Source organism: Kitasatospora sp. NPDC091335 (genome assembly GCF_044757205.1).
GTDB lineage: Bacteria > Actinomycetota > Actinomycetes > Streptomycetales > Streptomycetaceae > Kitasatospora.
In genome coordinates this window covers 350,845-376,249 of the sequence record NZ_JBIVUM010000001.1, presented here as the reverse complement: position 1 = coordinate 376,249, position 25,405 = coordinate 350,845, and the positions used below count along the sequence as shown (strand labels likewise).

Genomic DNA, 25,405 nt, shown 5'->3' with positions numbered 1-25,405 from the left:
CCCCGTGCCCCCCGTAGCCCCCACCCAGGAAACACCGTGAGCAGCACCGCCGTCCATAGCACCAGGCCGCCCACCGGCCCCCGTCAACTGCACCCCGGGGCCTGGTGGTTGTGGGCACTCGGACTGGGCGCGGCGGCGACCAGGACCACCAACCCGGCGATCCTGCTGCTACTCGCCGCCGTCGCCGGATACGTGGTCGCGGCCCGGCGCGGCGACGCGCCCTGGTCCCGCTCGTACGGGGCGTTCCTGCGGCTGGGCCTGCTGGTGCTCGGCATCCGGATGGTGTTCGCGGTCTTCCTCGGCTCACCGGTCCCCGGCACCCACGTGCTGTTCACGCTGCCCGAAATCCCGCTGCCCGCCTGGGCGCAGGGCGTCCGGATCGGCGGCCGGGTCACCGTCGAGGGGCTGCTCGCGGCGCTGTACGACGGGCTGCGGCTGGCCACCCTGCTGATCTGCGTCGGCGCCGCCAACTCCCTGGCCAGCCCGGCCCGCCTGCTGCGCGCCCTGCCCGGCGCGCTCTACGAGGCCGGCGTGGCGGTGGTGGTGGCGATGACCTTCGCGCCGAACCTGGTCGCCGACGTCCGCCGGCTGCGCGCCGCCCGGCGCCTGCGCGGCCGCACCGACAAGGGCGTCGCGGCCGTGCTGAGCGTCGGACTCCCGGTGCTGGAGGGCGCGTTGGAGCGGTCCATCGCACTGGCCGCGGCGATGGACACCCGGGGCTTCGGCCGCACCGCCGACGTCCCGCGCCGGCTCGCCAGGGCGACCGCCGCGCTCACCCTGGCGGGGCTGCTCGGGGTCTGCCTCGCCGCGTACGGGCTGCTGACGGCCGGCGGCGCCGGCTGGGCACTGCCGGTCCTGCTGACCGGCCTGGCCGCCGCCTTCGCCGGACTGCTGCTCGGCAGCCGACGATCCGTCAGGAGCCGCTACCGGCCCGACCCCTGGGCCCTGCCGGAGTTGCTGACCGCCGGCTCGGGGGCGGCCGTGGCGGCCCTCACCACCTACCTGGCCGCCCAGGACCCGGCCGCCTTCGCCCCCACCGTCGTCCCGCCGACCGTCCCCGCGCTGCCGCTGGCCGCCGTGCTGACCGTCCTGCTCGGCCTGGTACCGGCGTTCGCCGCCCCGACCCCGCCCCGGAGGGCATCGTGATCACCTTCGAGCAGGTCTCCGTCCGGTACGCGGACTCCGCCGCACCCGCGCTCAGCGACGTCGACCTCACCGTCCCCGAGGGCGAACTCTGCCTGCTGGTGGGCCCGTCCGGCTCCGGCAAGTCCACCCTGCTGGGCACGGTCAGCGGGCTGGTGCCGCACTTCACCGGCGGCGTGCTGCACGGCCGGGTCACCGTCGGCGGCCGGGACACCCGCGAACACCGGCCGCGCGAACTCGCCGACCTGGTCGGCACGGTGGGGCAGGACCCGCTGGCGCACTTCGTCACCGACACGGTGGAGGACGAACTCGCCTACGGCATGGAGTCGCTGGGCCTGCCCGGCGACGTGATGCGCCGCCGCGTCGAGGAGACCCTCGACCTGCTCGGCCTCGCCGACCTGCGCGACCGCTCGCTGAGCTCCCTCTCCGGCGGCCAGCAGCAGCGCGTCGCGATCGGCTCGGTGCTCACCGTGCACCCGCGCGTCCTGGTGCTGGACGAGCCCACCTCGGCACTCGACCCGGGTGCGGCGGAAGAGGTGCTGGCCGTCCTCCAACGCCTCGTGCACGACCTCGGCACCACCGTGCTGATGGCCGAGCACCGGCTGGAGCGGGTCGTCCAGTACGCCGACCAGGTGCTGCTGCTCACCCCCGGCGCCCCGCCCGTCCTCGGCGAGCCCGCCGAGGTGATGACCCACTCCCCGGTGCACCCGCCGGTGGTCGGCCTCGGCCGGCTCGCGGGCTGGCGGCCGCTGCCGCTCTCCGTCCGCGACGCACGCCGCAGGGCCGCACCGCTGCGTGCCGAACTGGACGGCCGGGCACCGGCCGCCGCCGCCGTCGCGTCCGGCGAGCCGATCGCCACCGCCGGCCGCCTCGCCGTCCGGCGCGGCCCCGTCCCGGCGCTGCGCGGCGTGGACCTCGCACTGCGCCCCGGCGAGATCACCGCCCTGATGGGCCGCAACGGCGCCGGCAAGTCCACCCTGCTGGGCAGCCTGGTCGGCCTGCACTCCCCCGCCTCCGGCAGCGTCCGGGTCGGCGGGCGCACCCCGCACCGCACCCGCCCCGCCGACCTGATCCGCGAGGTCGGCCTCGTCCCGCAGGACCCGCGCGACCTGCTGTACGGCGAGTCGGTCGCCGCCGAGTGCGCCGCCGCCGACACCGACGCGGGCGCCGCCGCCGGCACCTGTCGCGCCCTGGTCGAACGCCTGCTGCCCGGCATCGCCGACGACACCCACCCGCGCGACCTCTCCGAGGGCCAGCGGCTCACCCTCGCCCTCTCCGTCGTACTCACCGCCCGGCCCCCGCTGCTGCTCCTGGACGAGCCGACCCGCGGCCTCGACTACGCCGCCAAGGCCCGGCTGGTGGAGATCCTGCGCTCGTTGGCCGCCGAGGGCCACGCCGTGCTGCTGGCCACCCACGACGTCGAGCTGGCCGCCGAACTCGCCCACCGCACGGTGATCCTGGCCGAGGGCGAGATCGTCGCGGACGGCCCGACCGCGGAGGTGGTGGTCTCCTCGCCCGCCTTCGCCCCGCAGGTCGCCAAGGTGCTGGCGCCGGGGCCGTGGCTCACCGTCCGGCAGGTCGCGGAGGCACTGGGCACGGGGGCGCCGGGTACGGAGGCACCGGGCGCATGAGTACTCGTCCCGTCCCGCTGGGACGCCGGTCCGTCGCGGCACTGCTGTCGGTCTCCCTGGTCGGCGTCGCCGCCTTCGGCTGGCCGCTGCTCGCCTCCACCGGATCGGCGCTGGTCGGCCACTCGGCGGACGCGCCGTGGCTGTTCGCCCTGCTGCTGCCGCTCCTGCTCGCCGTCGTCATCGCCCAGATCTCGGAGGGCCGCTCGGCGGGCGGCGGGGCTCCCGGCCTGGACGCCAAGTCGGTGGCCCTGCTGGGCGTGCTGGCGGCGGCGGGCGCGGCGCTGCGTCCGCTCGGCGCGGGGACGGCGGGGCTGGAGCCGATGTTCTTCCTGATGGTGCTGTCCGGGCGGGTGCTCGGCCCGGGCTTCGGCTTCGTGCTCGGCTCGCTGTCGATGTTCGCCTCCGCGCTGCTGACCGGCGGGGTCGGGCCGTGGCTGCCGTTCCAGATGCTCGCCATGGGGTGGGTCTGCCTCGGCGCCGGGCTGCTGCCGGGGCCCTCCTCCCTGCGCGGCCGCCGCGAACTCCTGCTGCTCGCCGGGTACGGAGCGGTCGCGTCCCTGCTGTACGGCACGATCATGAACCTCCAGGGCTGGCCGTACATCGGCGGCCTGGCCGGCTCCGTCTCCTTCGTCCCCGGCGACCCGCTGCCCGCCAACCTGGTCCGCTTCGCGGTGTACTGCCTGACCACGTCGCTGGGCTGGGACCTGCCCCGGGCCGTCCTCACGGTCGTCCTGTGCCTCACCCTGGGCACCCCCGTCCTGCGCGCCCTGCGCCGCACCACCCGCCGCGCCGCCTTCGACGCCCCGGTCACCTTCCGCCCGCCGGAGCCCTAACGGCACGCCCCGCACACCTGCCCGGCCCCGGCGACGGGCCGCCCGCACATCCCGCCCCGCCCGGGGCACTCGTGCCGGCGCGGCCCGCCGCCTTCGTGCCTGGGTGCCGGAACGATCGGCACCTTGGCGATCCGCGCCGCCACGATGGCGCCGACGCTGTGCGTGACCCTGTCCGGCAGCGGCGCCGCGATGATCCCCGCCAGCGCGTCTCGCGTCCACCCGCCCGCGAGCAGCCCCTCCACCCGCGCGGCCTGGTCGCTGAGCGGCTTGCCCGCCAGGGCCATCCTCGGCTCCCGGCGGCCGAGTTCGAGCAGCAGCGCCATGCCCGCCGTCAACTTCCCGGAAGGACGGACGGAAGGTTCTTCCACATCCTTCGTTTCCGGTTCCTTGGACGGGCTTCCCGCCTTCCCGCCGCCTGGCCCGCCTGGAGCTGGGGCACCGGCGGCCGGAGGTACGGGAGGCGGCGGCACCGTACGCGCAGCCTTCCCCGACGTCACCGGCACCTCGTGAACGGAGACGACCGTCCGCACCTGCCCGGCAGCGGATCGCGCTGCGTCCGCCGCACATAGTGCCCGGCCGCCTCCAGCTCCCTGAGCGCCCTCGCGACGGTCGTCCGCCCTTCGACGCTCTTGGCGGCGAGCGTCCGGACGTCCTCACGCGCCCCGTCCGGCAGGCTGAGCAGGTAGCTCAGCAGCCCGCGCGCGGCCCAACTCAGCGCGTGCTTACGGACGACGTGGCCGCTGTCGAGGATCGTGTACCCGGGAGCATGCTTGGGGATACGATGAATCTGCATCGTGGAGGCTCTCTCTCCTGGTGTCGAACCCCGGGGTGTTGGCGCACCGCCGGGGTAACTCTTGCCCGATCGCCGAGCGCCCCTTCCGAGCACCCGGCATCGCAATCTTCACCGTAATGCTGTAACGCCCCATCAAATTCCCTCCCACATCACTCATTTAGGCGGCGCAAACGCGCACAGCCAGGCGCGCCCCCGGCGCGTGAGCCGTGGGCGCTCCTCGCGATCCAGCGGTCAACCGATCACGCGCTCCGGCTGGTCCAGCCACACCCGGTGCTCGCCCGCGGCGGTGACGGTCAGGCCGAAGCGGTCGAGGCCCGGCTCGCCCTGGCGCTGCCACCAGGCGTGGGCGGCGGTCACCTCGTCCCACAGGTTGCGGGGGCCGGACTGCGAGACGGCGTGCCGGCCGTCCCGGTCGGCGAGGCGGCAGTGGGCGTACGAGACCCCGTCCCACACCTCCAACCGGCCCGTACCGAACCGGTCGTAGCCCGCCCACACCTCCTGCCGGAACAGGCCCGGCAGCCGCAGCCCGATCGCGAAGGCCGCGTCGGTGTGCTCGGCCACGGCGGCGGGGTCGAGCGCGGACGGGCCGTACCGGACGTCCTCGATCTCGAACTCGCCGCTCCCTGGCCGCTGGTCCCGCACCCACATGAAGGCGACGTCCTCGACGAACGGCCCGCTCGCGGAACGGCCGTCGTCGGCGACGGTGAGCCTCAGCAGCCCGCCGTTGCAGAACGCCGTGCCGTACGGGACGACGATGACGCCGCCGGGCACCGTCTGCTCGATCAGCGTCCCGGGGACGCGTTGCACGGCGGCGGTGACGTGGACCCGGTCGTACGGCCCACCCGCCGGGTGGCCGAGCATGCCGTCGCCGACCACGGTCCCGACCGGCAGGCGGTTCGCCACCAGCCGGCACCGCGCGGCAGCGGACAGTTCGGGGTCCAGCTCCACCGTGGTGACGTTCTCCGCCCCGAGCCGGCGGGCCAGCAACGCGGCCGTCCAGCCCGAACCGGTGCCGATGTCCAGCGCCCGCATGCCGTCGGCGACTTGGAGGTGCCAGAGCATCCGGGCCACGACGGTCGGCATCGAGCTGGACGAGGACGGCGTGCTGCCGTCCTCGTCCAGCCGGGTCACGAGCGGGATGTCCGAGGCGACCGCCTCCCCCCATTCGGCGGGCTGCTCCGCCCGGTCGATCCACCCACCCCCGCGGCGGATCCGGTCCGGAACGAACAGCCCACGGGGCACGGCCCGGAACGCCGGCTCCCAGTCGGCCGACAGCGCCCCGGACTCCCGGAGGGCATCGGCGAGCGCGCTCCACCTCATGCGGTCGTCACTCCTCAAGGCCTGGACGGCTTGGGCAGGTTGGTCGGCGGCGCGTCCCGCTTGCCGTCCTGCGAAGCGGTGTCCGGCTTCCCGGAGTGGCTGCCGCCCTTGCCCCCACCCGCCTGGCCGGGCCCGTCGGCGCCGGGCCCTCCGCCGTGCTTGCCCATGTCCTGCTCCTCTCGAACGTGCTGAAGATCGTGGTCGTCGGTCCACCGCTCCGCCGGTCCGGTGGACGGGGCGTGCGCGGGCCCATCGGCTTGGGCGGGGGCGGTTTCGGCTCGGGCCAGGACATGGGCGTGCTCCTCTCAAGGCTGAAGACGGAAGACGGCCGGGCAGCCGACCCTGTCTGCGAAGGAGCCCGGCCGGCCCGAGTCGAGTACAGCCCAAGGAGCCGTCACCGAACAGGCATTGCCGGTAGTCCCGGGGTTGTCCCACCCTCGCCCACAGTAAGCTTCCGGTCACTGTCGATGATGGGATTGACCCCGTGCACGACCCGATCCGACACCCCCTCGCCTACGCCCGCGAACTGCGCCGCTGGTCGCAGGGAGACCTCGTCGCGGAGCTGGACAAGGCCGCCCGCCGTCACGGGCTCCTCTCCGGTGCCGACAAGACGGCCATCAGCCGCTGGGAGCACCGGCGCAAGACGCCGAACGCCGACTCCCAACTCCTCATCGCCGAAGCCTTCGACGTCCCGGCCTCGGACCTGGAGGCGTACGGCTGGCCCCACTGGCTGCCCGGGCGCGACGAACCGCTGCCGCTGGGGGCCGCCCACACCGTTCACGCACTCCACGACACCCGGAGGGCTGCCATGGACCGCCGCAGCTTCATGACCTTCAGCGCGATCTCCCTGACCGGCCTGGCCGCCCAGTGGGCCGCCGCCCGGCCCGAACACCTCACCTCGGCCCTGACCGGCAAGCGCGTGGACGGCGAACTCGTGGACTGGCTGGAGGACGCCAGCGGGAAGCTGGCCGCCCTGCCCACCGAACAGCGCCAGCACACCATCCGCCTGATGGACGCCCACCTGGCCACCGTCACGGACCTGATCGCGGAGGGCCGGTACAACGAGACGACGGGACGTCGCCTCCACCGGCTGGCCGCCTCGCTCGCCACCACCTGCGGCTGGCACCGCTTCGACCAGGGCCGGCACTGGGCGGCCGGAAAGTTCTGGGAGGCCGCCCTGCAATCCGCGCACGCCGCGGGCGACCGCGACCACGGCGCCGGAGTCCTGTCCGACTTCGCCTACCAGGCCACCTGGCTCGGGGAGCCGAAGGTCTCCGTCGAGCAGCTCGGACACGCGCTGCACGGCGTCTCGCACCCCACCGCCCGGTCCCTGCTCCTCCTCCGCCGCGCCCGGGCCCACGCGGTACTCGGCGACCGCTCCGCCTGCTACCGGGACCTGTCCGACGCCGAATCCACCCTCACCGTCGAAGCCGCCGACCCCGCGCCCGGGTGGTGCGCGTGGATGAGCCCGGCCGACCTCGCCGTGGACTCCGGCCGGTGCCTTCTGGACCTCGGCCGGGCGGGCGACGCCCGTGCCAGGATCGCGGAAGGGGTGGCCCTGCTGCCCCGCGCCAGGGACAAGACCCGCGGCATCTTCCTGACGTACCAGGCCAGGAGCTGCCTGAAGGCCGGGGACGTGGAGCAGGCCCTGGCCGTCACCGGCGAGTCGCTCGACCTGGCCACCCGCATCGGCGCACCCCGCTGCGCGGCCCTGGTCCGCGAACTAGCACCGGCGTTCAAGCGCTACCGCCGGGTCGACGGCGTCCCGGAGTTCCTGGAACGCCTGCGGGTAGGCTGAGCGCCCATCACCCGCACGGGAGCGCGCCCCTCGCACAGCGCCGGTTCCCTTCCCCAGGAGGCGTGTTGAGCGAGATCGTCCTCATGTCCGACCCGAAGGTCGCCGCGATACCCGTCGAGGACTGCGGCGATCGGCTCCTGGACGTCCGGAGCGGCGCCGTGCTGCCGGTCGACGAACGCAAGCAGGACGGCACCGGGGCCTTCGCGCACCTGCGGGCCGGCGTGCTCGACCGGCTGCTCGACGCGCAGGCGGCGCTGCCGGACGGCCTGCGGCTCCTGTTCGTCGAGGGCTACCGGCCGCCGGCGCTCCAGAGCCGCTACTTCGACGAGTACGCCGCCGAGTTGCGGGCCGCGAACCCCGGCTGGCCGGACGGGCGGATCAGGTCGGCGGCCAGCCGCTACGTCTCGCCGCCGGAGATCGCGCCGCACAGCGCCGGGGCCGCCGTCGACCTCACCCTGGTCGACGCCGACGGCCGCGAACTCGACCTCGGCACCAGGGTCAACGCCAGCCCGGAGGAGAGCGCCGGAGCCTGCTACACCCACGCCGAGAACATCGGCGCCCGGGCCCGCGCCAACCGGCGGCTGCTCAGTGACGTCCTGACCGGCGCCGGGCTCGTCAACTACCCCACCGAGTGGTGGCACTGGTCGTACGGGGACCGCTACTGGGCGCTGGCCACCGGCGCGCCGTCCGCGCTCTACGGCCCGGCGCACCGGTAGCCGGCACCCGCTGCGACACGCGGCCGGTGGAGCCCTGCCGACCGGGGCCCCGGCCCGGGGTCAAGATGGCGTCGACACCGCACCGCACCCCGTGTTCCCGTCGGTGCGGGCGTACCCGGACGCCACGCTCGCCGGCTGATCCCGGCCGAACAAACAGCCGAGCAAATCACCGGGCAAATCGCCGATCAAATCTATGATGGCGGACATGGGCGTTCAGCATTCCACCGGCGAATCCGTCATCCGTGTCGTGGGAGCGGCCGTCAACAACCTCAGAAACGTCAGCCTGGACCTGCCGAAGAAAGCCCTGACCGTCGTCACGGGAATTTCCGGATCCGGCAAGTCCTCACTCGTGCTCGACACCGTCGCCGCCGAGGCGCAGCGCCTCGTGAACGACACGTACGCCTCCTTCGTACGGAACCGGCTGCCGCACATGCCGGCGCCCGAGGTGCAGTCGATGAGCGGCCTCACCTTCACCGCGATCATCGACCAGCGCCGCTTCACCGGGAACTCCCGGTCGACCGTCTCCACCGCCTCCGACATCGCCCCGCTGCTCAGGCTCGTGTTCTCGCGGATCGGTGAGCCCTCCGCCGGGTACTCTCCCGCGTACTCCTTCAACGACCCGGCGGGCATGTGCCCCGACTGCGAGGGCCTCGGCACCGTCGTCGACATCGACGTCGAGGAGCTGATCGACCCGGACCTGAACATCGACGAAGGGCCCGTGCGGTTCAGCCAGTTCCGGCCCGGTGTCTACCGCTGGAAACGCTTCGCCCACTGCGGACTGTTCGACCGGAAGAAGCCGTTGCGGGATTACACGGACGAGGAGATGCGGCTCTTCCTCTACGCGGACCGGTACAAGCTGCCGAACCCCGATCCGCAATTCCCCAAGACCGCCCGCTTCGACGGCGTCATCACCCGGATGCGCGACGTCTACGTGAAGAACCGCCCGACCAAGATGTCCCCGCAGGTGCACGAGGAACTGGAACGCCTCACCACCCGTCGGGTCTGCCCCGGGTGCGACGGCGCCCGGCTGAACGCCGCCGCCCGCGCCAGCCTCGTCGACGGGCGTTCGATCGTGGACTGGTCGGCCATGTCGGTCGCCGACCTGCGCGAACTCCTGGACGCGGTGGACGATCCGCGCGTGGCACCGGCCCTGGCCGGCATCCGGCACACGCTGGACGCGCTGCTCTCGGTCGGGCTCGGCTACCTCTCGCTCGACCGCGAGTCGTCGACCCTCTCCGGCGGCGAGGCCCAGCGGGTGAAGATCGTCCGGCACCTCGGCAGCGCCCTCACCGACATCACCTACGTCTTCGACGAGCCCTCGACCGGCCTCCACCCCGCCGACGTGCGGCGACTCAACCAGCTCCTGTTGAGGCTGCGCGACGCGGGCAACACCGTCCTCGTCGTGGAGCACCACCCCCAGGTGATCCGCGTCGCCGACCACGTGGTCGACATGGGGCCGGGCGCGGGGGCGGACGGCGGCCTCGTACGATTCGAGGGGACGCCGGAGGAACTGCGCACCAGCGACACCGTCACCGGGCGGCTGCTCTCCACCCCGCTGGAGGTGCGTCGCACGGTCCGCGAGCCGCGCGACCGCGTCCGGGTCGTCCGCGCCTCGGCGCACAACCTCACCGGCTTCGACGTCGACATCCCGATCGGTGTCCTCACCGCCGTCACGGGCGTCGCGGGCTCCGGCAAGAGCTCCCTCGCCACCAATGAACTCCCGCGCCAGCACCGCGAGTTCACGGTGGTCGGACAGGATCCGCTGCGCGGCGGCGTACGGTCGATGTCGCTGAGCGTCCTCGGCGTCGCCGACGGAGTGCGCGAGGCGTTCGGCGCCGCGTCCGGGCTCGAACCGGCCTGGTTCAGCTTCAACTCCAAGGGGGCCTGCCCCGCCTGCCGGGGCAAGGGCCACATCACCACCGAACTCGCCTTCCTGGACGACGTCGCCACCCCCTGCGACGCCTGCGGGGGCGAACGCTTCAACTCCACGGCCCTGAAGGCGAAGCTCGACGGCCACACGATCGCGGACGTCCTGCGGATGACGGCGGGCTCCGTGGCCGGCCTCTTCTCCGGCCGCCCGGACATCGCGGAGCCGATGAGGTGGCTGGAGCGCGTCGGGCTCGGCTACACCGCCGTCGGGCAGTCGCTCGACACCCTCTCCGGCGGCGAGAAGCAGCGCCTCCTGCTCGCCCGGCACCTCAGCGCCTCCGCCGGTTTCGCCGAGGAGCGGATCGTCCTCGACGAACCGACGACCGGCCTGCACCCCGGCGACGTGGAACGGCTGGACGGGCTCTTCGCCGAACTGGTGGACGCGGGCGCGACCCTGGTCGTCGTCGAGCACAACCTCCGCGTCGTCGCCCAGGCCGACCACGTGATCGACATCGGCCCCGGCGCCGGGTCGGACGGCGGCCGCCTGCTCTTCACCGGCCCGCCGGCCGAACTGGCCCGCCGGACGGACTCGCTCACCGGCAGGGCCCTGGCGGAGGCGGCGGCCGGGTAGGACGGGGCGCGTCCCCGTACGCTGTCCCGCAGCACCGGGAACGAAGGCGTTCGGGGGAGCCAGTGGAACTACGTCAGTTGCGCGTCTTCGAGGCCGTCGTCACCCACCGCACGGTCACCGGCGCGGCCGTGGCGCTCGGGCTCGCCCCGTCCTCCGTCTCCGAACAGGTCCGCACCCTCGAACTCAGCCTCGGCACCGACCTGTTCGACCGGGCCAGGCGCGACATGACCCTCACCTCGGCCGGGGAACGGCTGCTGCCGTGGTCCCGGCGCCTGCTCGACCAGGCCGAACAGGCACGCCGCGAAGTCGTCGTCACCCGGGCCCGCCTCCGGCTCGGCGTCCTGGCGGCCATCGCCGCCACCCACCTCCCCGCGGCCCTGGCCCGCCTCACCGACCGACGGCCCGGCCTGGACATATCCCTCCACACCGAGCCCTCCAGGGACGCCCTCCTCGCCGGCGTCGCCGCCGGAGCCCTGGAGGCGGCCCTCATCCTCGACCTCCCCGGGCCGCTCGGCGCCCTCGGCTTCCCCCTGCCGCCCGCCCCGCTCGACCACCGCGACCTCCAGCACGTCCCCCTCGCCCTGGTCGCCGCCCCCACCCACCCCCTCGCCCGCGCCACCACCCTCACCCGCGAGAACCTCCGCGGCCACCGCCTCCTCGTCGACTCCCCCGCCTGCTCCTACCACCTCGCCGGCGAACACCTCCTCGGCCACCACGTCCGACGCCTCCACACCGGCGCCGTCCCCGTCACCCGCGCCTGCGCCGAACAGGGCCTCGGCATCGCCCTCCTCCCCGCCTCCGCCGTCCACGACCACCTCACCGCCGGCACCCTCACCCGCCTCCCCCTCGACCCCCCGCCCCTCCACCTCCGCCTCCTCTGGCGCACCGACCACGAACCCCTCCCGAGCCTGCGCGATGCCGCGGTCGCGGCCATGTCAGGATCGGCCCCGTTCCTCTAGGATCACGAGGTTCGACCCTCACCGAAAGACCATCGGCGCCGTGGGCGCCGCATAAATTCCAGAGAACACGATGACCGAAGAGCTCACACCCGTCGGGGGACTCCCCCTGGCGCCCGCACCACCGGGCGGCACGACCGTCCTCCCCCTTCGCCAGGACCACCCGGCCTCGGCCGCCGGCGCACCGGGCCTCGCACCGAAGGCCGCACGCCCGCCGCGCATCCTGGTGCTCGACGGGCTGCGCCTCGTCGCCGCCGTGTCGGTGCTCGGCTTCCACTACCTGGCCGGGGCGGAGACCGTCCCCTGGCAGCGGACCTCGACGGAGCTCTTCCCCCGGCTCCACCGCCTCGCCGGGTTCGGCTGGCTCGGCGTGGTGTTCTTCTTCATGATCAGCGGCTTCGTCATCTGCATGTCCAGCTGGGGCAAGTCGCTGCAGAAGTTCTGGCAGAGCCGGGTCCTGAGGCTGTTCCCGCTCTACTGGGCCGCGGTCGTGATCGGCACGCTCGCCAACCGCTACGGCCCCCACCCCCCGGGCGAACAACGGATCACGCTCAGCCAGATGCTGACCAACCTGACGATGCTCCACGAACCGCTGGGGGTACGGCACGTGGACACCGTCTCCTGGACGCTCTGGATCGAGCTGCGCTTCTACATCATCTTCTCCGTCGTCGTCCTGCTGGGCACCAACGTCCGCCGGGTCTCCACCTTCTGCTGGTGCTGGGCACTGGCCGGCGTGTTCGTGCCGAAGGCCGGCATTCCACTGCTCGACACGCTCCTCTTCCCCGACTGGGCGCCGTTCTTCATCGCGGGCGTGGCCTTCTTCCTGCTCCGCAAGGAGGGCCGGATCACGGGCGAGACGCTCGGCATCCTGGTCCTGTCCTGGTTGCTGGTCCAGCAACACCTGCCCGCGGTCATGGCCGCCGAGGGACACGGCATCGACTGGAAGGCCTGCCTGACCGCCATCACCGCCATGTACGGCCTGATGTTCCTCGTGGCGCTGGGCAAGCTGGACAGGATCCAGTGGCGCTGGCTCCCCGTCGCCGGGGCGATCTCCTACCCGCTCTACCTCATCCACCAGTCGGTCGGCGTGCGACTGATCTGGCGCTGGAACGAGCGCCTCGGCGCCTGGACGACGCTGGTCTCCGTCACCACGGCGATGCTCCTCGCCGCCTGGCTGCTCTACCGCTTCGTCGAGAAGCCGCTCACCCCGCACCTCCGCCGCCTGGTGGCCCGCTCCCTCCCGAACCCCCGGCTCCCGTCCCCCACCAGCCCACTGACCCGCTAGGCACGAATCCGCCGCCGGCCACCCCACGGGCGGCCGGCGGCGGACCGTCGAACCGCGCGGCGTCAGGCCTTGGGGCCCGCGGACTGGACGACCTCGAAGGACCAGAGGGTCGAGCCGGAGGCGGCGGGGCGCTTGGGGGCCTCGCCGGAGGCGCCGTTCTGGTGGGCGGACTTCATCGGGCCCTCCATCCAGGCCTTGAAGTCCTCCTCGCTGCGCCAGCGGGTGTAGACCAGGTACTGGTCGGTGCCCTCGACGGGGCGGAGGAGTTCGAACCACTCGAAGCCGTCCGAGTTCTCCACCGCGCCGGCCCGGGAGGCGAAGCGCTGCTCCAGCACCTCGCGCTGTTCGGCCGGCACCGTCAGGACGTTGATCTTGACGACGGACATGGGCGCACACTCCTTCTGCTCCGGTGACTGCTTACGGGGAGCAGTCTGCTACACCTCACAAGCCGTGGCTCAGGCGATCCACGGCGGGAGGACGCGCTGGTCGTCGCGCGGGGCGAGGCCGCAGGCGCCCTCGGGGGTGCGGGCGTCGCCGGCTCGCCCCCGGGGACCCGTTCCGCCTCGACACCCCGCGCTGGTTCGGCACGCCGTAAGCCCCGCGCCGGCGTCAGGAGTCGGGCAGTCCGCGGGTCGCGAGGGTCTGGTTCTTGTACGCCTTCACACCGGTGACCTCGGCGCCGAACCACTCCGGCGCCGAGAACACCGCCGCCTCCGCCTCCGATCCGAACTCGACCTCGACGGTGCGCAGCCCGGCCAACTCGCCCTGGTAGACGTCCGCGTAGACGGTGACGCCGGACACGTCGAAGGTGTAGCGGTCCTTGACCAGGCGGGCGCCCTCGGTGGCCGGCCAGAGTTCGGTGAACTCCCGCTCCTCCAGCTCGCGTTCCACCTCGATCCGGACCGGTGCGCCGGCCGAGGAGGCCTTCCGCTTGACGCCGAGGACGCGGCTGCCGCCGATCCGCCGCAGCCGCACCTCCGTCCCGTCGTCCTTGATCGCGATGTAGCCCTGCTCGATGTGCTGCCGCACCGCCGTCTCCGGCGGCTCGAAGGCACCCAGCAGGAACTTGCGCTCGATTTCGAGCGGCATGGCCGCACCATCCTTCCCCGACACGGCGAGGGGGCCGTCAGAACGACCGCCCCTCCCCACGGTACGGCGCCTCCGGCCCCGCCGGGTCCGGCCGGTCGCGCCGGTCCGCGCAGAGCGAGGAGCTGAGCCGGTTCAGCAGCCCGGCGAGCTCGGCGTACCGCTGCTCGTCCCAGTCCCCCAGCAGTTCGGCGAGCTGGGTGCGCCGGGCGGCGACCAGCCGCAGGGCCGCCTCCTCGCCCGCTTCGGTGAGCCGCAGCGGCAGCCGGCCGGCCCGCGCCGCCAGCCCCCGGCCCTCCACCTCCCGGACTGCCTCCTCGATGACGGAGACCGGTACGACCCGCCGCTCGGCCAGTTCGGCCGGTTCGACCGAGCCGTGCTGGTGCATCTGGAGGAGCAGCCAGCTGGAGGCGGGCAGCAGGTCCAGCCCGGCGGCCTCGGTGATCCGCCGGAAGAGGTCGCGCCGGGCCTCACGGCTGTTCAGCACGGCGAGCGCGCGGGCGATCTCGTCCAGCGAGCTGCGCTCCACCGGGTTGACCCCGATGGACTCGCTCAGGTCCGGCGCGGTGACGGTGGAGCGCAGCTTCTGTTCGCGCAGGAACAGCGACAGCACGAAGGCGACCACCGCGATCGGCACCGCGTACAGGAACACCCGGGTGATCGACTCGGCGTACGCGTGGTAGACACCTGGCTGGACGGCGGCCGGCAGCTGGGGAATGACCCGCGGGTCGGAGGTGATGACCTCCGGCCGGAACCCGGGCGGCAGCGGCACTCCCGCCAGGGCGTCGGCGAGCCGGCTGCGCAGTCCGCTCGCGAAGATCGTCCCGAAGACGGAGACGCCGAAGGACGCCCCGATGGAGCGGAAGAAGGTGGCGCCCGCGGTGGCCACGCCGAGGTCCTCGTAGCCGACCGAGTTCTGCACGATCAGCACCAGCACCTGCATCACCAGGCCGAGGCCGAGGCCGAAGACCAGGAAGTAGAGGCTCATCTCGGCGGTGCTGCTGTGCTCGTCCAGCCGGGAGAGCAGCAGCAGCCCGACGGTGGTCACGGCCGTCCCGGCGATCGGGAAGGCCCGGTAGCGGCCGGTGCGGGCGACGATCTGTCCCGAGCCGATCGAGGTGAGCAGCATCCCGAGCACCATCGGCAGCATGTGGATGCCGGACATGGTGGGCGAGACCTGCTGGACCACCTGGAGGAAGGTCGGCAGGTAGGTCAGCGCGCCGAACATCGCGAAGCCGATCACGAAGGAGATCACCGCGACCAGGCTGAACGTCCGCGAGCGGAACAGCCGCAGCGGCAGCACCGGCTCCACCGCGGTCCGTTCGACCAGGACGAAGGCGAGCAGCAGTACCAGCCCGAGCACGCCGAGGCCGACGATCTGCCAGGAACTCCAGGCCCAGGTGGTCCCGCCGAGCGAGGTCATCAGCACCAGGCAGGTGGCGACGGCGGCGATCAGGGCGGTGCCCGGGTAGTCGATCCGGTGCTCGCGCCGGACCTCCGTCCCGTGCAGCACCGCCGCGATCACCACCAGGGCGACGATGCCGATCGGCAGGTTGATGTAGAAGACCCAGCGCCAGCTGAGGTGGTCGACGAACACCCCGCCAAGCAGCGGTCCGAGCACGCTGGTGACGCCGAACACGGCGCCGAAGAGGCCCTGGTAACGGCCGCGGTCCCGGGGGGCGACGAGGTCGCCGACGATCGCCTGGGAGAGCACCATCAGCCCGCCGCCGCCCAGGCCCTGGAGGGCGCGGAAGGCGATCAGCTCGCCCATGTTCTGGGCGATCCCGCAGAGCACCGAGCCGAGCAGGAAGATCACGATGGAGGCCTGGAAGAAGCGCTTCCGGCCGTACATGTCGCCGAGCTTGCCCCACAGCGGGGTGGCGGCGGTGGAGGCCAGCAGGTAGGCGGTGACCACCCAGGAGAGGTGGTCGAGGCCGCCGAGGTCGCTGACGATGGTCGGCAGCGCGGTGGAGACGATGGTCTGGTCGAGGGCCGCGAGCAGCATCGCCAGCAGCAGGGCCCCGATCGGCACCCAGAGGTTGGGGACGGTGACCGCCGGCGGGCCGTTCCCGCCCGCGGCGCTGCCGCCCGCGGGACTCCCGGACGCGGCGCGCGGATCCGTCATGGCGTCTCCATGGGGTCGCGGGCCCGTCGGCCGGGCCGTGCGGATGATCACTCCCAGCTCACCGCGCTGGTCGGTTCGTCCCGATATGTTCCATCGGGTTGAGCCGAGCGTAAGCGCCGGGGACAACCGCCGCGCCCCGGGCGTTCTCGGAGGAGCCAACCGGCACCAACCGGCACAACATCCCCGCCGAAGGACGGACGCCCCTGTCCACCCTCCGGACAGTCCTGCATAATCAGGCGCGATCGTGCGCCCGGCCCGCTCGGAACGTACGCCGAACGACCGAAACACCCGCCCGCGGAATCGACGCGAAACCGAGGAGGACCGGCCGATGCCGGACCAGCACTGCCCGACGTGCGGCACCGCACGCTCCACCGGGTGCGGCTGCGTCCCGGACCCGAGCCTCACCGAGACCGCCGTCCTGCCCCACATCGAGGGCCCGCCGCTGGTCCGCCCGTACGTTCCGCAGACCGCCGGACAGGTGGCCGACGAGGCCCACCCTGGCGCCCCGGTGGTGGACCCCTTCGCGACCACGATGCTGCCGCCGGTCCCCCCGGGGCTGCCCGGTCCGCCGGCCCCTCCCCCGCTCGGCCCGGACGCGGACGCGTACGCCACCACCGTCTTCCCGCCCGTCGGCCCGGACCAGGCCCCGTTCGGGCCCGGCACCGGCGACCACCCGGACGCGTACGCCACCACCGTGCTGCCGCCGGTCCCGCCCGCCGGGCCGGGCGGGGCCCCCGGGTACCCGGCGGCCGCGCGGGCCCGGATGCGGCCACAGGCACAGCAGCAGACACGGACGCAGCCGCGGACGCCGTCTCCGACGCCGGACGGGAACGAGATCGGCCTCTTCCCGTTCGGACAGGGCCCGGACGCGCCCGCGCCGGAGGCCGGCGGCGGCCGGGCCGCCAGACGGGCGGCCGAGCAGGCCGAAGAGCACCCGCTCGCCCGGCGCAAGGGGCTGCTCGCCGGAGTCGGCGCCGCCCTGGTGGCGCTCACCATCGGCATCGCGTACGCGGTGACGCCCTCCGACGAGCCGTCGGCCAAGCAGGCGCAGCCACTGCCGACGACCACCCTGGCGCCCGCTCCGGTGGACCCGCCCGCCCTGGCGACGTCCACCCCGAGCACGCCGCCGCCGACCAGCGAGGCACCCAGCCCGACGCCGACACCCACCCGCAAGCCGAGCCCGACGAGGACGGCCGCCCCGACGCCGACACCCCCGCCGACCGCCGAGGCCCCCTCCGCGCCCCCGCCCCCGGTCCAGGTGCCCACGCCGACCCCCACCCCGACGCCCACCCCGGCCCCGGCCCAGACGCCCACCGCCGCCCCGACCTCTCCTGTGGACCCGGCCCCCCGGGTGTTGGAGTACGGGATGAGCGGCCCCGATGTCACCGCGCTCCAGCAGAAGCTCGCCAAGGTCGTCTGCTGGGCGACGGTGCCGGTGACCGGCCAGTACGACGACACCACCGTGAACACCGTCGGCTACGTCCAGTGGATCTGGGACATCAAGGGCGACAAGCGGGGCGTCTTCGGCCCCAACACCCGTGCCGCCCTGGACAAGCGCAACAGCTGCTGACCGCGGGCCGTCAGCCGGTGATGCCCCCGTCAGCCGGTGACCGCCCGCGTCAGCCGGTGATCGCCCCGAAGATACTGATGCCCGCCAGCACCACCATGATCGTCGCCGCCACCCGGATGATCAGCTTCATCGGCACGTGCTTGAGCAGCTTCTGCCCACCCACGATGGCGATCCCGCCGACCGCGCACAGCGCCAGCCAGGAGCCGATGCCGACGGCCAGCGGGTCGGCGTACTTGGCGGCCAGGTTGGCGGTCATGATCTGGGTCAGGTCGCCGAACTCGGCGATCGCGACCACCACGAAGCTCGCCCCTGACACCTTCCAGAAGCTGTTCGAGGACGGCTCCTTGGCCGCGTGCTCGTCCTCGTCGCCACCTCCGTGGAACAGCAGCATCGCCGCGCCGACCAGGAACAGCGCGCCGGTGACGCCCTCCACCCAGCGGTGCGGCAGCAACGTGAGCAGGTGCCCGGCGACGAGCGCGAGGCCCACCTGGAGGGCGAAGGCGGCGGCGATGCCCGCGAAGACGTAACTCGCGCGGTACTTGGTGCCGAGCACCAGGCTGGCCAGCGCGGTCTTGTCCGGCAGTTCGGCCAGGAAGATGATGCCGAAGGTCAACGCGGCAACGGTGAGACTCATCAGAAGTTTCCTCGGTCGGGCTGCCCGGCCACCGCGGCTCCGTCAGGGGACGCTCCGGCCCGACAGCACTGGTCATGGTCACAGCACTGCGGCCGAAGGTCTCGCCGGCGCCGCCCTTCGGACGGTGCCCCGGGCGCCGGGCCCCTGGGGGCCAGTATGTCGACGGTCCGGTGGAGGGCTACTCCCCTTCAACGGGCCCAAGCGTACCGGACGGCGTCAACCGCCTATCCGGAAACCCTGCCGGCCAGGGGAGACCGCCCCGCCCCGGGAACCCAGCCGGTCCCCGGAGGCTGCTCCGCCTACCGGCCGCCCCCGCCCGGCTCGACCGCGATCAGCCCGCGAGCGACCAATTCCAGCACCACCACGATGGCCACCGACTCCACCGCCAGCAACCCGATCAGGACGAACAGCTGCACCGCCCCCGCCTGGACCGGCGAGGCCCCGCCCAGCAGCATCCCGACGAACGCCCCGGGCAGGGTGACCAGGCCGACCGTCCGGGTCTGGTCCAGCGCAGGGACCAGTGAGGTCGCCGCCGCCGTCCGGCAGATCTCCAGCCGGGCATCGCGTTCCTCGAAGCCGAGCGCCAGCGCGGCCTCCACCTCGCCGTGCCGCAGCCGCAGCTCGTCCAGCGCCCGCCGGCCGGCCAGCGAGGTCGCGCTGAGCGCGCCGCCGATCAGGATGCCCGCGACCGGGATGACGGACAGGCCCCGGGGCGGCAGCAGCCCGACGCCCAGCAGCAGGGCGAGCACCGGCAGTACCCCGGCACCGATCGGGGCGGCCGCCCGGACCCAGTCCGGCCCCGGGGTCATCCGACGCCCCGCGGTGTGCACCGCGACGGTGAACATCAGCACCACGAACAACGCCGACCACCAGAGCGAACCGACCACCCAGGTGATCACCGCGGCGACCGCGGCCAGCTGCACCACCGCGCGCAGCCCGGCCCGCAGCACCGCGTGCCCGTGGCCGAGCAGGCACCATCCGGCCACCGCGACGGCGGCCAGCAACAGCACCGCGGTGACCACCCCGAGCACCGGGGTGACCGGCAGCAGCTGGCCCCCGGCCGCCGCCAGGCCCACCGGGCCCATCAGTTCCGGCCCGTCACGTCACGTATCCAGCCCATCGGCCAGGCCCGTCAGATCCAGCTGGTGAACCACATCCGGTCCTGCCAGGACGACATCGGGATCACCTCCGCCGTGTAGAGCGGGTAGAAGAAGGCGAAGCAGCCGACGATGGCGAGCACGATCGCCCCGGCCCCGATCGCCCCGATCCGGCGGCGCTCCGGGCTGCATCCGGCCGGGCCGAGCATCGCCCCGAGCATCTGGGCGACGGCCAGGCACAGGAACGGCACCAGCACGACCATGTAGAAGGAGAAGATCGTCCGCTCCTGGTACTGGAACCAGGGCAGGTAGATCCCGGCCACCGCGCACAGCACCGCGCCCGAGCGCCAGTCCCGCCGGAAGAACCAGCGCCACAGCAGGTAGACCAGCGCGAAGCAGGCCGTCCACCACAGGAACGGCGTGCCGAGGCCGAGGATCTGGGCCGCGCAGCCGCCCGAGGAGGTGCAGCCGCGCTGCCCGTCCGGGATCTGCTCCCAGTACATCGAGACCGGGCGGCCGTCGACCAGCCAGGAGAACGGGTTGGACTGGTAGGTGTGCGGGGTGCTCAGGCCGGTGTTGAAGTCGTACATCTGCGCGTGGTAGTGCCACAGGCTGCGCAGCGGCGCGGGCACCCAGCTCATGGGGACCTGCGGCAGCGGGACGCCGAGGACGCTGTCCGGGGAGAGGCCGGCGCGCCCGTCGGCCCAGTGCCGGTCGTAGCCGCCCCCGCCGTCGGCGCCGGTGCCGCCGGTGGCCAGCCAGCCGCTCCAGGAGCCGACGTACACCACGAAGGCGGACCCGACCATGGCGAGGAAGGCGGGGACGGCGTCCCGGCGCAGCATGGAGCGCCAGGGGCGGCGGGCCCCTGCCCCGCGGCGGCCGGACTGGTCCCACAGGACGGTCAGGATGCCGAAGGCGGCGAGGATCATCGCGCCGTTCCACTTGACCGCGCAGGCCGCGCCGACGAACACCCCGGCGGCGATCCGCCAGGGGCGCCACCCGAGCCGGACCGTGTCGCCGTCGACAGCCGCGGCCAGCCGGGCGCGGACGTGGTCGCGGTCGATCAGCAGGCTGCCGAAGGAGGCGAGCACGAAGAACATCTGGATGCCGTCGAGCAGGCCGACCCGGCTCATCACCAGCTGGAGGCCGTCCACCGACATCAGCAGTGCGGCGGTGCAGCCGAGCAGGGTGGAGCCGAGGAGCCGGCGGCCGATCCGGGCCAGCATCAGCACGGTGACGGTGCCGAGCAGGGCGGTCATGAACCGCCAGCCGAAGGGGGTCAGTCCGAACAGCTGCTCGCCGATCGCCATCACCCACTTGCCGAGCGGCGGGTGCGCGACGAACTCGGGCGCGGAGCTCAGCGGGATCGACTGCGGGTGGCTCAGGATGTCGGCGTTGGCATGGTCGGGCCAGGTGCCCTCGTAGCCCTGCCGGAGCAGCGACCAGGAGTCCTTGGGGTAGTACGTCTCGTCGAAGACGAAGGCACGGGGGTAGCCGAGGTTCCAGAACCGCAGCAGGCCGGCGAAGAGCGCGACGCCGATCGGTCCGAGCCAGCCGGAGCGGTCGGCCGCCCAGCGGACCAGGCCCCCGCGCGGGGCCGGTGCCGGGGCGGCGGGGGCCGGGGCCGCCGGTGGGTGCGTGAGCGCCGCTTGCGTCATAGCCTCGCCGATTCGCCTGTCTGCTCTGCCTGTGTCCTGGCTCTGCCCGGCGCTTGGCTCGCCCCGGGGGCCTGCCGCGCCGGCCGGGGCCGGGTCGGCGGTCAACAGCCACTGACACTATGTGGCGGTGCTCGCGAAGCCAAGCGCGACGGGCGCCGACCAGGTGACCTGGTCGGCGCCCGTCGTGGACGCCCCTCGGGGCCGTTCCGCTAGGCGGCGGTCTGGAGCTCCCGGACCGGGACCGTGTGGACCACGGCCGGGGCCGCGTTGTCCTGCTCCGGCGTGAGGTACGGACGCAGCCGCATCGCCATGACGACGATCAGCACCGTGGAGCCCGCCATGGCCGCCAGGTAGAGCGGCCAGGTGCCGGAGCCGACCAGCAGCACGCCGACGGCCGGACCGACCGCGATCGCGATCTGCTTCACCAGGGCGTACCCGGCGTTGTAGGTGCCGAGCATCCGGGCCGGGGCGAGGTCCGCGACGATCGGGCCCATGGTGGGCGCGAGCAGCGACTCGCCGACCCCGAAGAGGGCGTAGATCGAGACGATGGCGACCGTGGCGGCCATGGTCTCGGTCCTGATCAGACCGGCCACCAGGGCCATCGCCCAGGCGCCGAGCCAGACCACGCCGGCCGCGGCCATCGCGGTGGTGCGGCGGCGCCGCGCGGTGATCCGCACCATGAACATCTGGAGCACCACGATGGTCAGCGCGTTGGCGCCGATCGCGAAGCCCAGGGTGGAGGGCGCGGTGCCGACGGTGTCGGTGGCGAAGGCCGCGACACCGGACTCGAACTGGCCGTAGCAGGTGAAGAAGATCAGCCCGGCGAGCAGGCAGAGCCGCAGCATCGCCTTGTCGGCGACCAGGGCGCGCAGGCCGGTCGGGCCCTCGGTCTTCTCCTGGACGACGCTCAGCTGGAGCTTGGGCATCCGGGCGGTGCCGGTGACCAGGGCGAGGCCGAGGAAGGTGGCCGCCTCGATGGTGAACAGCCGGGTGAGGCTGGCCGGGTCCGACACGTTCACGATCTGCCCGCCGACCAGCGCACCGATGCCCATGCCCAGGTTGACCAGGGTGAACTGGAGCGCGAAGGCGTGCGAGCGGGTGGCCGCGGTGGAGCAGCGGACGATCATCGTGGCGAGCGCCGGCTGGCAGGTGGTGACACCCGCGCCGAACAGGAAGGAGGAGACCAGCAGGGCCGGGGTGCCGGTGGCGTGGCCGAAGGCGAACGCGCCGGTGGCGGCGAGCGCCGTCCCGGCCAGCAGCACCGGGCGGGGGCCGTACCTGTCGATGCCGCGGCCGATGAACGGGAGCACGGCGAGGGCCGCCAGCGCGAAGACGGTGAACACCATCCCGGCCGCCAGCGAGCCCAGCCCGCGCACCTGGTCCACGTACACGAACATGTACGGCATCGTGAAGCCGCTGCCGAACGCGCTGAGCGCGTTGCCGATCTGGACGCGGCGCAGCGGGCCGCCCGCTCCACGCCGCTGCTGCCTCTGCTGCTTCACCGTGCCGGTCACCGTGCACATCCCTTCCTGGCTTCGACTGGATACTCTTAGATCCAGAAGAGTTCAGAGCTAAAGTTTGACGAGATGAAGTCTTAGCACCGGAAGAGTGCGGAGTCAAAGGCTTAAGGAGTGCACGCTCGTGCGACACTGGTCCGCATGACTACGGACAAGCCGCGGCCGGCCACCGGCAAGCCCGCCCCGGCCACCCCCCTGGAGTTCGGCATCGCCGAGCAGGTGGCCCTCTACCAGCGGGAGTTCCCCACCGTCGACCCCCAGGTGGAGACGATCGTGCAGACCCTCAACCGGGTCTCCCGGCGGATGGGCGTGGCGTACGACCGGCAGCTGACTGTGCTCGGAATCACCTCCGCCGAGTGGGAGGTGCTCAAGGCGCTGGTGGTCTCCGGCAGCCCGTACCGGCTCGGCCCCGGCGAGCTGGCCAAGCGGCTCGGGCTCACCCCGGCGGCGATGACGCACCGGATCGACCGGATGCTGGCCGACGGCCTGGTCACCCGGGAGCGGGACGAGAGCAACCGGGTGCGGGTGATCATCGAGCTGACCGAGACCGGCCGCGACAAGTGGCTGGAGTCGATGCGGATGGCGGCGGTGTTCGAGGAGGAGCTGCTCCAGGACGTCCCGGCCGAGGACAGGACCGTGCTCTCCTCGATGCTGGAGCGGATGCTGCGGCGGATCGAGGAGAGCCGCCCGGACGCGCCCGGACGCGCCTCGGACCCGGCGTAGCCCGCGGGAGGCGGCCCCGGAAGCGACACGGGGAGCCGCCCTGGGAGCGACCCGGGAGCCCGGAGAACATCCGGGGCGCACAGCCGGGGAGAACGCATGAGTCCGGCCTGCCGGGAGGATGAACCTCCCGGCAGGCCGGACTCGTCACGTCAGGTGCTGCGAGGGTCCGTCAGGCCCTCGGCGGTCCGTCGACCGTCAGCAGGGACCGTTGTCGGTCCAGACGCCCCACTGGCCGCTCTGGCTCGGGTCGTCGCCCTTGGTCCACCACTTGTTGGTGTAGTAGTGGCCCTTCCAGGAGACCTTGGTCGAGGTCGCGTAGGTGGTGTTGGTGTCCCAGCTCGGCGCGGCCTGGCAGGCCGGCCCGGTCGGGGTGCCGGTCGGGGTGCCGGTCGGCGTGCCCGTGGGGGTGCCGGTCGGGGTGCCGGTCGGCGTCCCGGTGGGGGTGTCGGTCGGGGTCGGGGTCGGCGTGCCGGTCGGCGGGGCCGGGCAGCCGGTGGCGGAGCCGTTGGTGGCGCTCACGACCTTGTCCCACAGCGCGGTCTTGGTGCCCAGGTCGTACAGCGAGAAGACGAAGGCGCCGCCGAGGCCGTTGCAGTGCGCGTAGTCGAGCTTGGCCTGGATCGACTTGGCGTCCTCACCGCTCCAGAAGGTGTTGCCGTCGTAGAAGTACGTGGCCTTCGCCTCGTCGTCCCAGAAGGTCTTGGCCGGGTTGTCGACGAAGCCCGCGAGCTCCTTGTACATCTGGATGCCGGGGACGTTGCCCGAGTTCGCGGCGCCGCCCGCGGGGGCGGTGGCGGGCTGGAAGAGCCCGTGCTTGCCGTTGTCCTTCACCCCGGTCCAGCCGCGGTAGTAGAACGGCACACCCATGTTGATCTTGTTGGCGGGGAAGCCGCCGGGGATCCCGTACTCCTTGTCACCGACGGTCCACGCCTTGATGGCGTTGTCGATGGAGTACTTGCCGTTGCCCGGCTTGGCCGGACCCGACGGGTCGTTCGGGCCGGAGTAGAGCGCGGCCTGGTGGTTGGTCGGACCCTGCGGGTCCCAGCCACCGTGCATGTCGTAGGTCATGACGTCGAGGAAGGTCAGGTACTGACCGATCTTGTCGGTCTCGACGTTCATGATCTTGTCCTGGCCGGCGCCGACCGCCGCCGCCAGGGCGTAGGTCTTGCCGTCCGTCTTGCCCTGGGCGTCCAGCTGGGTGCGGAACTCCTTCAGCAGGGCCGTGAAGTTCTGCTTGTCGGCCGGGCTGGAGATGTTGCCGGTGTGGCCGCCGCCGCCCGGGTACTCCCAGTCGATGTCGATGCCGTCGAAGACGCCGGCACCCGTGCCCGGTCCGCCGAAGCCACCCTCCTGCGGGAGGTTGCCCTTGATGAACATGTCGAGGCAGGACGACACCAGGTGCTTGCGCGAGGCGTCCGTGGCGGAGGCCGGCGAGAAGTACTTGGAGTAGGTCCAACCACCGATGGAGAGCAGGACCTTGAGGTTCGGGTTCTTCGCCTTCAGCTTCTTCAGCTGGTTGAAGTTGCCCGCGATCGGCTGGTTCCAGACGTCGCCGACGCCGTCGACCGAGATGTCCGCGCCGAAGCTCTTCTGGTAGTCGGCGAACGCGTCGGCCGCGCCGTCACCCGCGTTGGGGTTGTTGTCGTTCGTGTCGGCGGCCTTGGTCGCCTGGAAACACCCGAGGTCGGTCGGGTGGATGTTGGCGAAGTCGTAGATCAGGTAGTCCAGGTTCTTGGCGACGCCGGTGTCCTGGATCGTCTTGGGGTAGTACGCGTTCGCGTAGATCGACCACTGGTCGAAGTAGGCGACCTTGATGCCACCGCTGCTCGCGGCCGCACCGGTGGAGTTGGTGGTCGCGGCGTTGGCCGCGGCGCCGCCGGACAGCGCCAGGCCGGCGCCGAGCAGCAGGGAGGCGGTGGTGCCGGCCGCGATGGCGGCCAGGCTCTTGGGACGGCGGCGCCGGCCCTCCTGCGGAGCCGGGGTCCCGGCCCTTTCAATGCGTGAGCGCAGCATGGGTGCG

General features: G+C 73.0%; 22 protein-coding genes. 10 read left to right on the top strand and 12 right to left on the bottom strand.

Features of this window, described 5'->3' with window-relative positions; all coding sequences use genetic code 11:
* Window positions 1-36 precede the first annotated feature (36 nt).
* From ACIQOW_RS01700 to ACIQOW_RS01690, 3 genes are read left to right on the top strand one after another with little or no spacing between them, the layout of a single operon-like run.
* Window positions 37-1,146: an energy-coupling factor transporter transmembrane protein EcfT gene (locus ACIQOW_RS01700; protein ID WP_401078514.1), complete on the top strand. Its 1,110-nt coding sequence runs from the start codon at window positions 37-39 to the stop codon at window positions 1,144-1,146.
* On the top strand, window positions 1,143-2,774 hold the full coding sequence (locus ACIQOW_RS01695; RefSeq protein ID WP_401078511.1) for an ABC transporter ATP-binding protein: 1,632 nt from the start codon (window positions 1,143-1,145) through the stop codon (window positions 2,772-2,774). The genes ACIQOW_RS01700 and ACIQOW_RS01695 overlap by 4 nt, the downstream gene beginning before the upstream one ends.
* The gene (locus tag ACIQOW_RS01690) at window positions 2,771-3,607 is read left to right on the top strand and encodes an ECF transporter S component (RefSeq protein WP_401078508.1); all 837 of its coding nucleotides are present in this window, start codon (window positions 2,771-2,773) and stop codon (window positions 3,605-3,607) included. Before ACIQOW_RS01695 ends, ACIQOW_RS01690 begins: the two co-directional genes overlap by 4 nt.
* Here ACIQOW_RS01690 and ACIQOW_RS01685 read toward each other — a convergent pair.
* From ACIQOW_RS01685 to ACIQOW_RS01670, 4 genes are all read right to left on the bottom strand, one after another.
* Window positions 3,604-3,930 carry a hypothetical protein gene (locus ACIQOW_RS01685; protein ID WP_401078505.1) on the bottom strand — a complete coding sequence of 109 codons (327 nt, stop codon included), beginning with the start codon at window positions 3,928-3,930 and terminating at the stop codon, window positions 3,604-3,606. The genes ACIQOW_RS01690 and ACIQOW_RS01685 overlap by 4 nt on opposite strands.
* A 170-nt stretch (window positions 3,931-4,100) precedes the next feature.
* Window positions 4,101-4,400, bottom strand: a complete 300-nt coding sequence (locus ACIQOW_RS01680; RefSeq protein WP_401078503.1) for a helix-turn-helix domain-containing protein — start codon at window positions 4,398-4,400, stop codon at window positions 4,101-4,103.
* Window positions 4,401-4,631: 231 nt separating this feature from the next.
* Window positions 4,632-5,720 carry a methyltransferase domain-containing protein gene (locus ACIQOW_RS01675; RefSeq protein WP_401078500.1) on the bottom strand — a complete coding sequence of 363 codons (1,089 nt, stop codon included), beginning with the start codon at window positions 5,718-5,720 and terminating at the stop codon, window positions 4,632-4,634.
* A 14-nt stretch (window positions 5,721-5,734) separates the two neighbouring features.
* Complete coding sequence (locus ACIQOW_RS01670) at window positions 5,735-5,887, bottom strand: hypothetical protein (RefSeq protein WP_401078497.1); 153 nt, start codon at window positions 5,885-5,887, stop codon at window positions 5,735-5,737.
* A gap of 317 nt (window positions 5,888-6,204) precedes the next feature.
* Between ACIQOW_RS01670 and ACIQOW_RS01665 the strand changes: the two genes are divergently transcribed.
* The 5 genes from ACIQOW_RS01665 to ACIQOW_RS01645 all read left to right on the top strand — a co-directional run bounded on the left by ACIQOW_RS01665 (window position 6,205) and on the right by ACIQOW_RS01645 (window position 12,975).
* Entirely contained in the window at window positions 6,205-7,518 is a 1,314-nt protein-coding gene (locus tag ACIQOW_RS01665; protein WP_401078495.1) for an XRE family transcriptional regulator, read from the top strand.
* Between the two features lie 65 nt (window positions 7,519-7,583).
* Complete coding sequence (locus ACIQOW_RS01660) at window positions 7,584-8,234, top strand: M15 family metallopeptidase (RefSeq protein WP_401078492.1); 651 nt, start codon at window positions 7,584-7,586, stop codon at window positions 8,232-8,234.
* 205 nt (window positions 8,235-8,439) lie between these two features.
* On the top strand, window positions 8,440-10,734 hold the full coding sequence (locus ACIQOW_RS01655; RefSeq protein ID WP_401078489.1) for an excinuclease ABC subunit UvrA: 2,295 nt from the start codon (window positions 8,440-8,442) through the stop codon (window positions 10,732-10,734).
* 62 nt (window positions 10,735-10,796) lie between these two features.
* On the top strand, window positions 10,797-11,693 hold the full coding sequence (locus ACIQOW_RS01650; protein WP_401078486.1) for a LysR family transcriptional regulator: 897 nt from the start codon (window positions 10,797-10,799) through the stop codon (window positions 11,691-11,693).
* Between the two features lie 70 nt (window positions 11,694-11,763).
* A complete protein-coding gene (locus ACIQOW_RS01645) occupies window positions 11,764-12,975 on the top strand; it encodes an acyltransferase family protein (protein ID WP_401078483.1) in 1,212 nt (403 codons plus the stop codon).
* 62 nt (window positions 12,976-13,037) lie between these two features.
* Here ACIQOW_RS01645 and ACIQOW_RS01640 read toward each other — a convergent pair whose 3' ends face one another.
* From ACIQOW_RS01640 to ACIQOW_RS01630, 3 genes are all read right to left on the bottom strand, one after another.
* Window positions 13,038-13,361 carry an antibiotic biosynthesis monooxygenase family protein gene (locus ACIQOW_RS01640; protein WP_401078481.1) on the bottom strand — a complete coding sequence of 108 codons (324 nt, stop codon included), beginning with the start codon at window positions 13,359-13,361 and terminating at the stop codon, window positions 13,038-13,040.
* Window positions 13,362-13,584: 223 nt separating this feature from the next.
* On the bottom strand, window positions 13,585-14,064 hold the full coding sequence (locus ACIQOW_RS01635; RefSeq protein ID WP_401078479.1) for a CYTH domain-containing protein: 480 nt from the start codon (window positions 14,062-14,064) through the stop codon (window positions 13,585-13,587).
* A 37-nt stretch (window positions 14,065-14,101) separates the two neighbouring features.
* On the bottom strand, window positions 14,102-16,186 hold the full coding sequence (locus ACIQOW_RS01630; protein ID WP_401078477.1) for an MFS transporter: 2,085 nt from the start codon (window positions 16,184-16,186) through the stop codon (window positions 14,102-14,104).
* Window positions 16,187-16,514: 328 nt separating this feature from the next.
* Between ACIQOW_RS01630 and ACIQOW_RS01625 the strand changes: the two genes are divergently transcribed.
* Window positions 16,515-17,756 carry a peptidoglycan-binding protein gene (locus tag ACIQOW_RS01625; RefSeq protein WP_401078475.1) on the top strand — a complete coding sequence of 414 codons (1,242 nt, stop codon included), beginning with the start codon at window positions 16,515-16,517 and terminating at the stop codon, window positions 17,754-17,756.
* Between the two features lie 49 nt (window positions 17,757-17,805).
* Here ACIQOW_RS01625 and ACIQOW_RS01620 read toward each other — a convergent pair whose 3' ends face one another.
* From ACIQOW_RS01620 to ACIQOW_RS01605, 4 genes are all read right to left on the bottom strand, one after another.
* On the bottom strand, window positions 17,806-18,393 hold the full coding sequence (locus tag ACIQOW_RS01620; protein ID WP_188296349.1) for a TMEM165/GDT1 family protein: 588 nt from the start codon (window positions 18,391-18,393) through the stop codon (window positions 17,806-17,808).
* A 296-nt stretch (window positions 18,394-18,689) separates the two neighbouring features.
* Window positions 18,690-19,475 (bottom strand): ABC transporter permease, encoded by a 786-nt coding sequence (locus tag ACIQOW_RS01615; protein WP_401078472.1) that lies wholly within the window; start codon window positions 19,473-19,475, stop codon window positions 18,690-18,692.
* A 47-nt stretch (window positions 19,476-19,522) separates the two neighbouring features.
* Entirely contained in the window at window positions 19,523-21,145 is a 1,623-nt protein-coding gene (locus ACIQOW_RS01610) for a dolichyl-phosphate-mannose--protein mannosyltransferase (protein WP_401078469.1), read from the bottom strand.
* Window positions 21,146-21,354: 209 nt separating this feature from the next.
* Window positions 21,355-22,659 carry an MFS transporter gene (locus ACIQOW_RS01605; RefSeq protein WP_401078467.1) on the bottom strand — a complete coding sequence of 435 codons (1,305 nt, stop codon included), beginning with the start codon at window positions 22,657-22,659 and terminating at the stop codon, window positions 21,355-21,357.
* Between the two features lie 144 nt (window positions 22,660-22,803).
* Here ACIQOW_RS01605 and ACIQOW_RS01600 point away from each other — a divergent pair, with 144 nt between their 5' ends.
* Window positions 22,804-23,385: a MarR family winged helix-turn-helix transcriptional regulator gene (locus ACIQOW_RS01600; RefSeq protein ID WP_401078465.1), complete on the top strand. Its 582-nt coding sequence runs from the start codon at window positions 22,804-22,806 to the stop codon at window positions 23,383-23,385.
* A gap of 195 nt (window positions 23,386-23,580) precedes the next feature.
* Here ACIQOW_RS01600 and ACIQOW_RS01595 read toward each other — a convergent pair whose 3' ends face one another.
* Window positions 23,581-25,398, bottom strand: coding sequence for a glycosyl hydrolase family 18 protein (locus tag ACIQOW_RS01595; protein WP_188296343.1), 1,818 nt, complete (start codon window positions 25,396-25,398; stop codon window positions 23,581-23,583).
* Window positions 25,399-25,405 lie beyond the last annotated feature (7 nt).

Bases quoted from the DNA above. Each gene is read 5' to 3' on its own strand.
- ACIQOW_RS01690 (WP_401078508.1), top strand. From the start codon at position 2,771: ATGAGTACTCGTCCCGTCCCGCTGGGACGCCGGTCCGTCGCGGCACTG.
- ACIQOW_RS01685 (WP_401078505.1), bottom strand. From the start codon at position 3,930: ATGGCGCTGCTGCTCGAACTCGGCCGCCGGGAGCCGAGGATGGCCCTG.
- ACIQOW_RS01680 (WP_401078503.1), bottom strand. From the start codon at position 4,400: ATGCAGATTCATCGTATCCCCAAGCATGCTCCCGGGTACACGATCCTC.
- ACIQOW_RS01675 (WP_401078500.1), bottom strand. From the start codon at position 5,720: ATGAGGTGGAGCGCGCTCGCCGATGCCCTCCGGGAGTCCGGGGCGCTG.
- ACIQOW_RS01670 (WP_401078497.1), bottom strand. From the start codon at position 5,887: ATGGGCAAGCACGGCGGAGGGCCCGGCGCCGACGGGCCCGGCCAGGCG.
- ACIQOW_RS01655 (WP_401078489.1), top strand. From the start codon at position 8,440: ATGGGCGTTCAGCATTCCACCGGCGAATCCGTCATCCGTGTCGTGGGA.
- ACIQOW_RS01645 (WP_401078483.1), top strand. From the start codon at position 11,764: ATGACCGAAGAGCTCACACCCGTCGGGGGACTCCCCCTGGCGCCCGCA.
- ACIQOW_RS01640 (WP_401078481.1), bottom strand. From the start codon at position 13,361: ATGTCCGTCGTCAAGATCAACGTCCTGACGGTGCCGGCCGAACAGCGC.
- ACIQOW_RS01635 (WP_401078479.1), bottom strand. From the start codon at position 14,064: ATGCCGCTCGAAATCGAGCGCAAGTTCCTGCTGGGTGCCTTCGAGCCG.
- ACIQOW_RS01630 (WP_401078477.1), bottom strand. From the start codon at position 16,186: ATGACGGATCCGCGCGCCGCGTCCGGGAGTCCCGCGGGCGGCAGCGCC.
- ACIQOW_RS01625 (WP_401078475.1), top strand. From the start codon at position 16,515: ATGCCGGACCAGCACTGCCCGACGTGCGGCACCGCACGCTCCACCGGG.
- ACIQOW_RS01615 (WP_401078472.1), bottom strand. From the start codon at position 19,475: ATGGGCCCGGTGGGCCTGGCGGCGGCCGGGGGCCAGCTGCTGCCGGTC.
- ACIQOW_RS01610 (WP_401078469.1), bottom strand. From the start codon at position 21,145: ATGACGCAAGCGGCGCTCACGCACCCACCGGCGGCCCCGGCCCCCGCC.
- ACIQOW_RS01600 (WP_401078465.1), top strand. From the start codon at position 22,804: ATGACTACGGACAAGCCGCGGCCGGCCACCGGCAAGCCCGCCCCGGCC.
- ACIQOW_RS01595 (WP_188296343.1), bottom strand. From the start codon at position 25,398: ATGCTGCGCTCACGCATTGAAAGGGCCGGGACCCCGGCTCCGCAGGAG.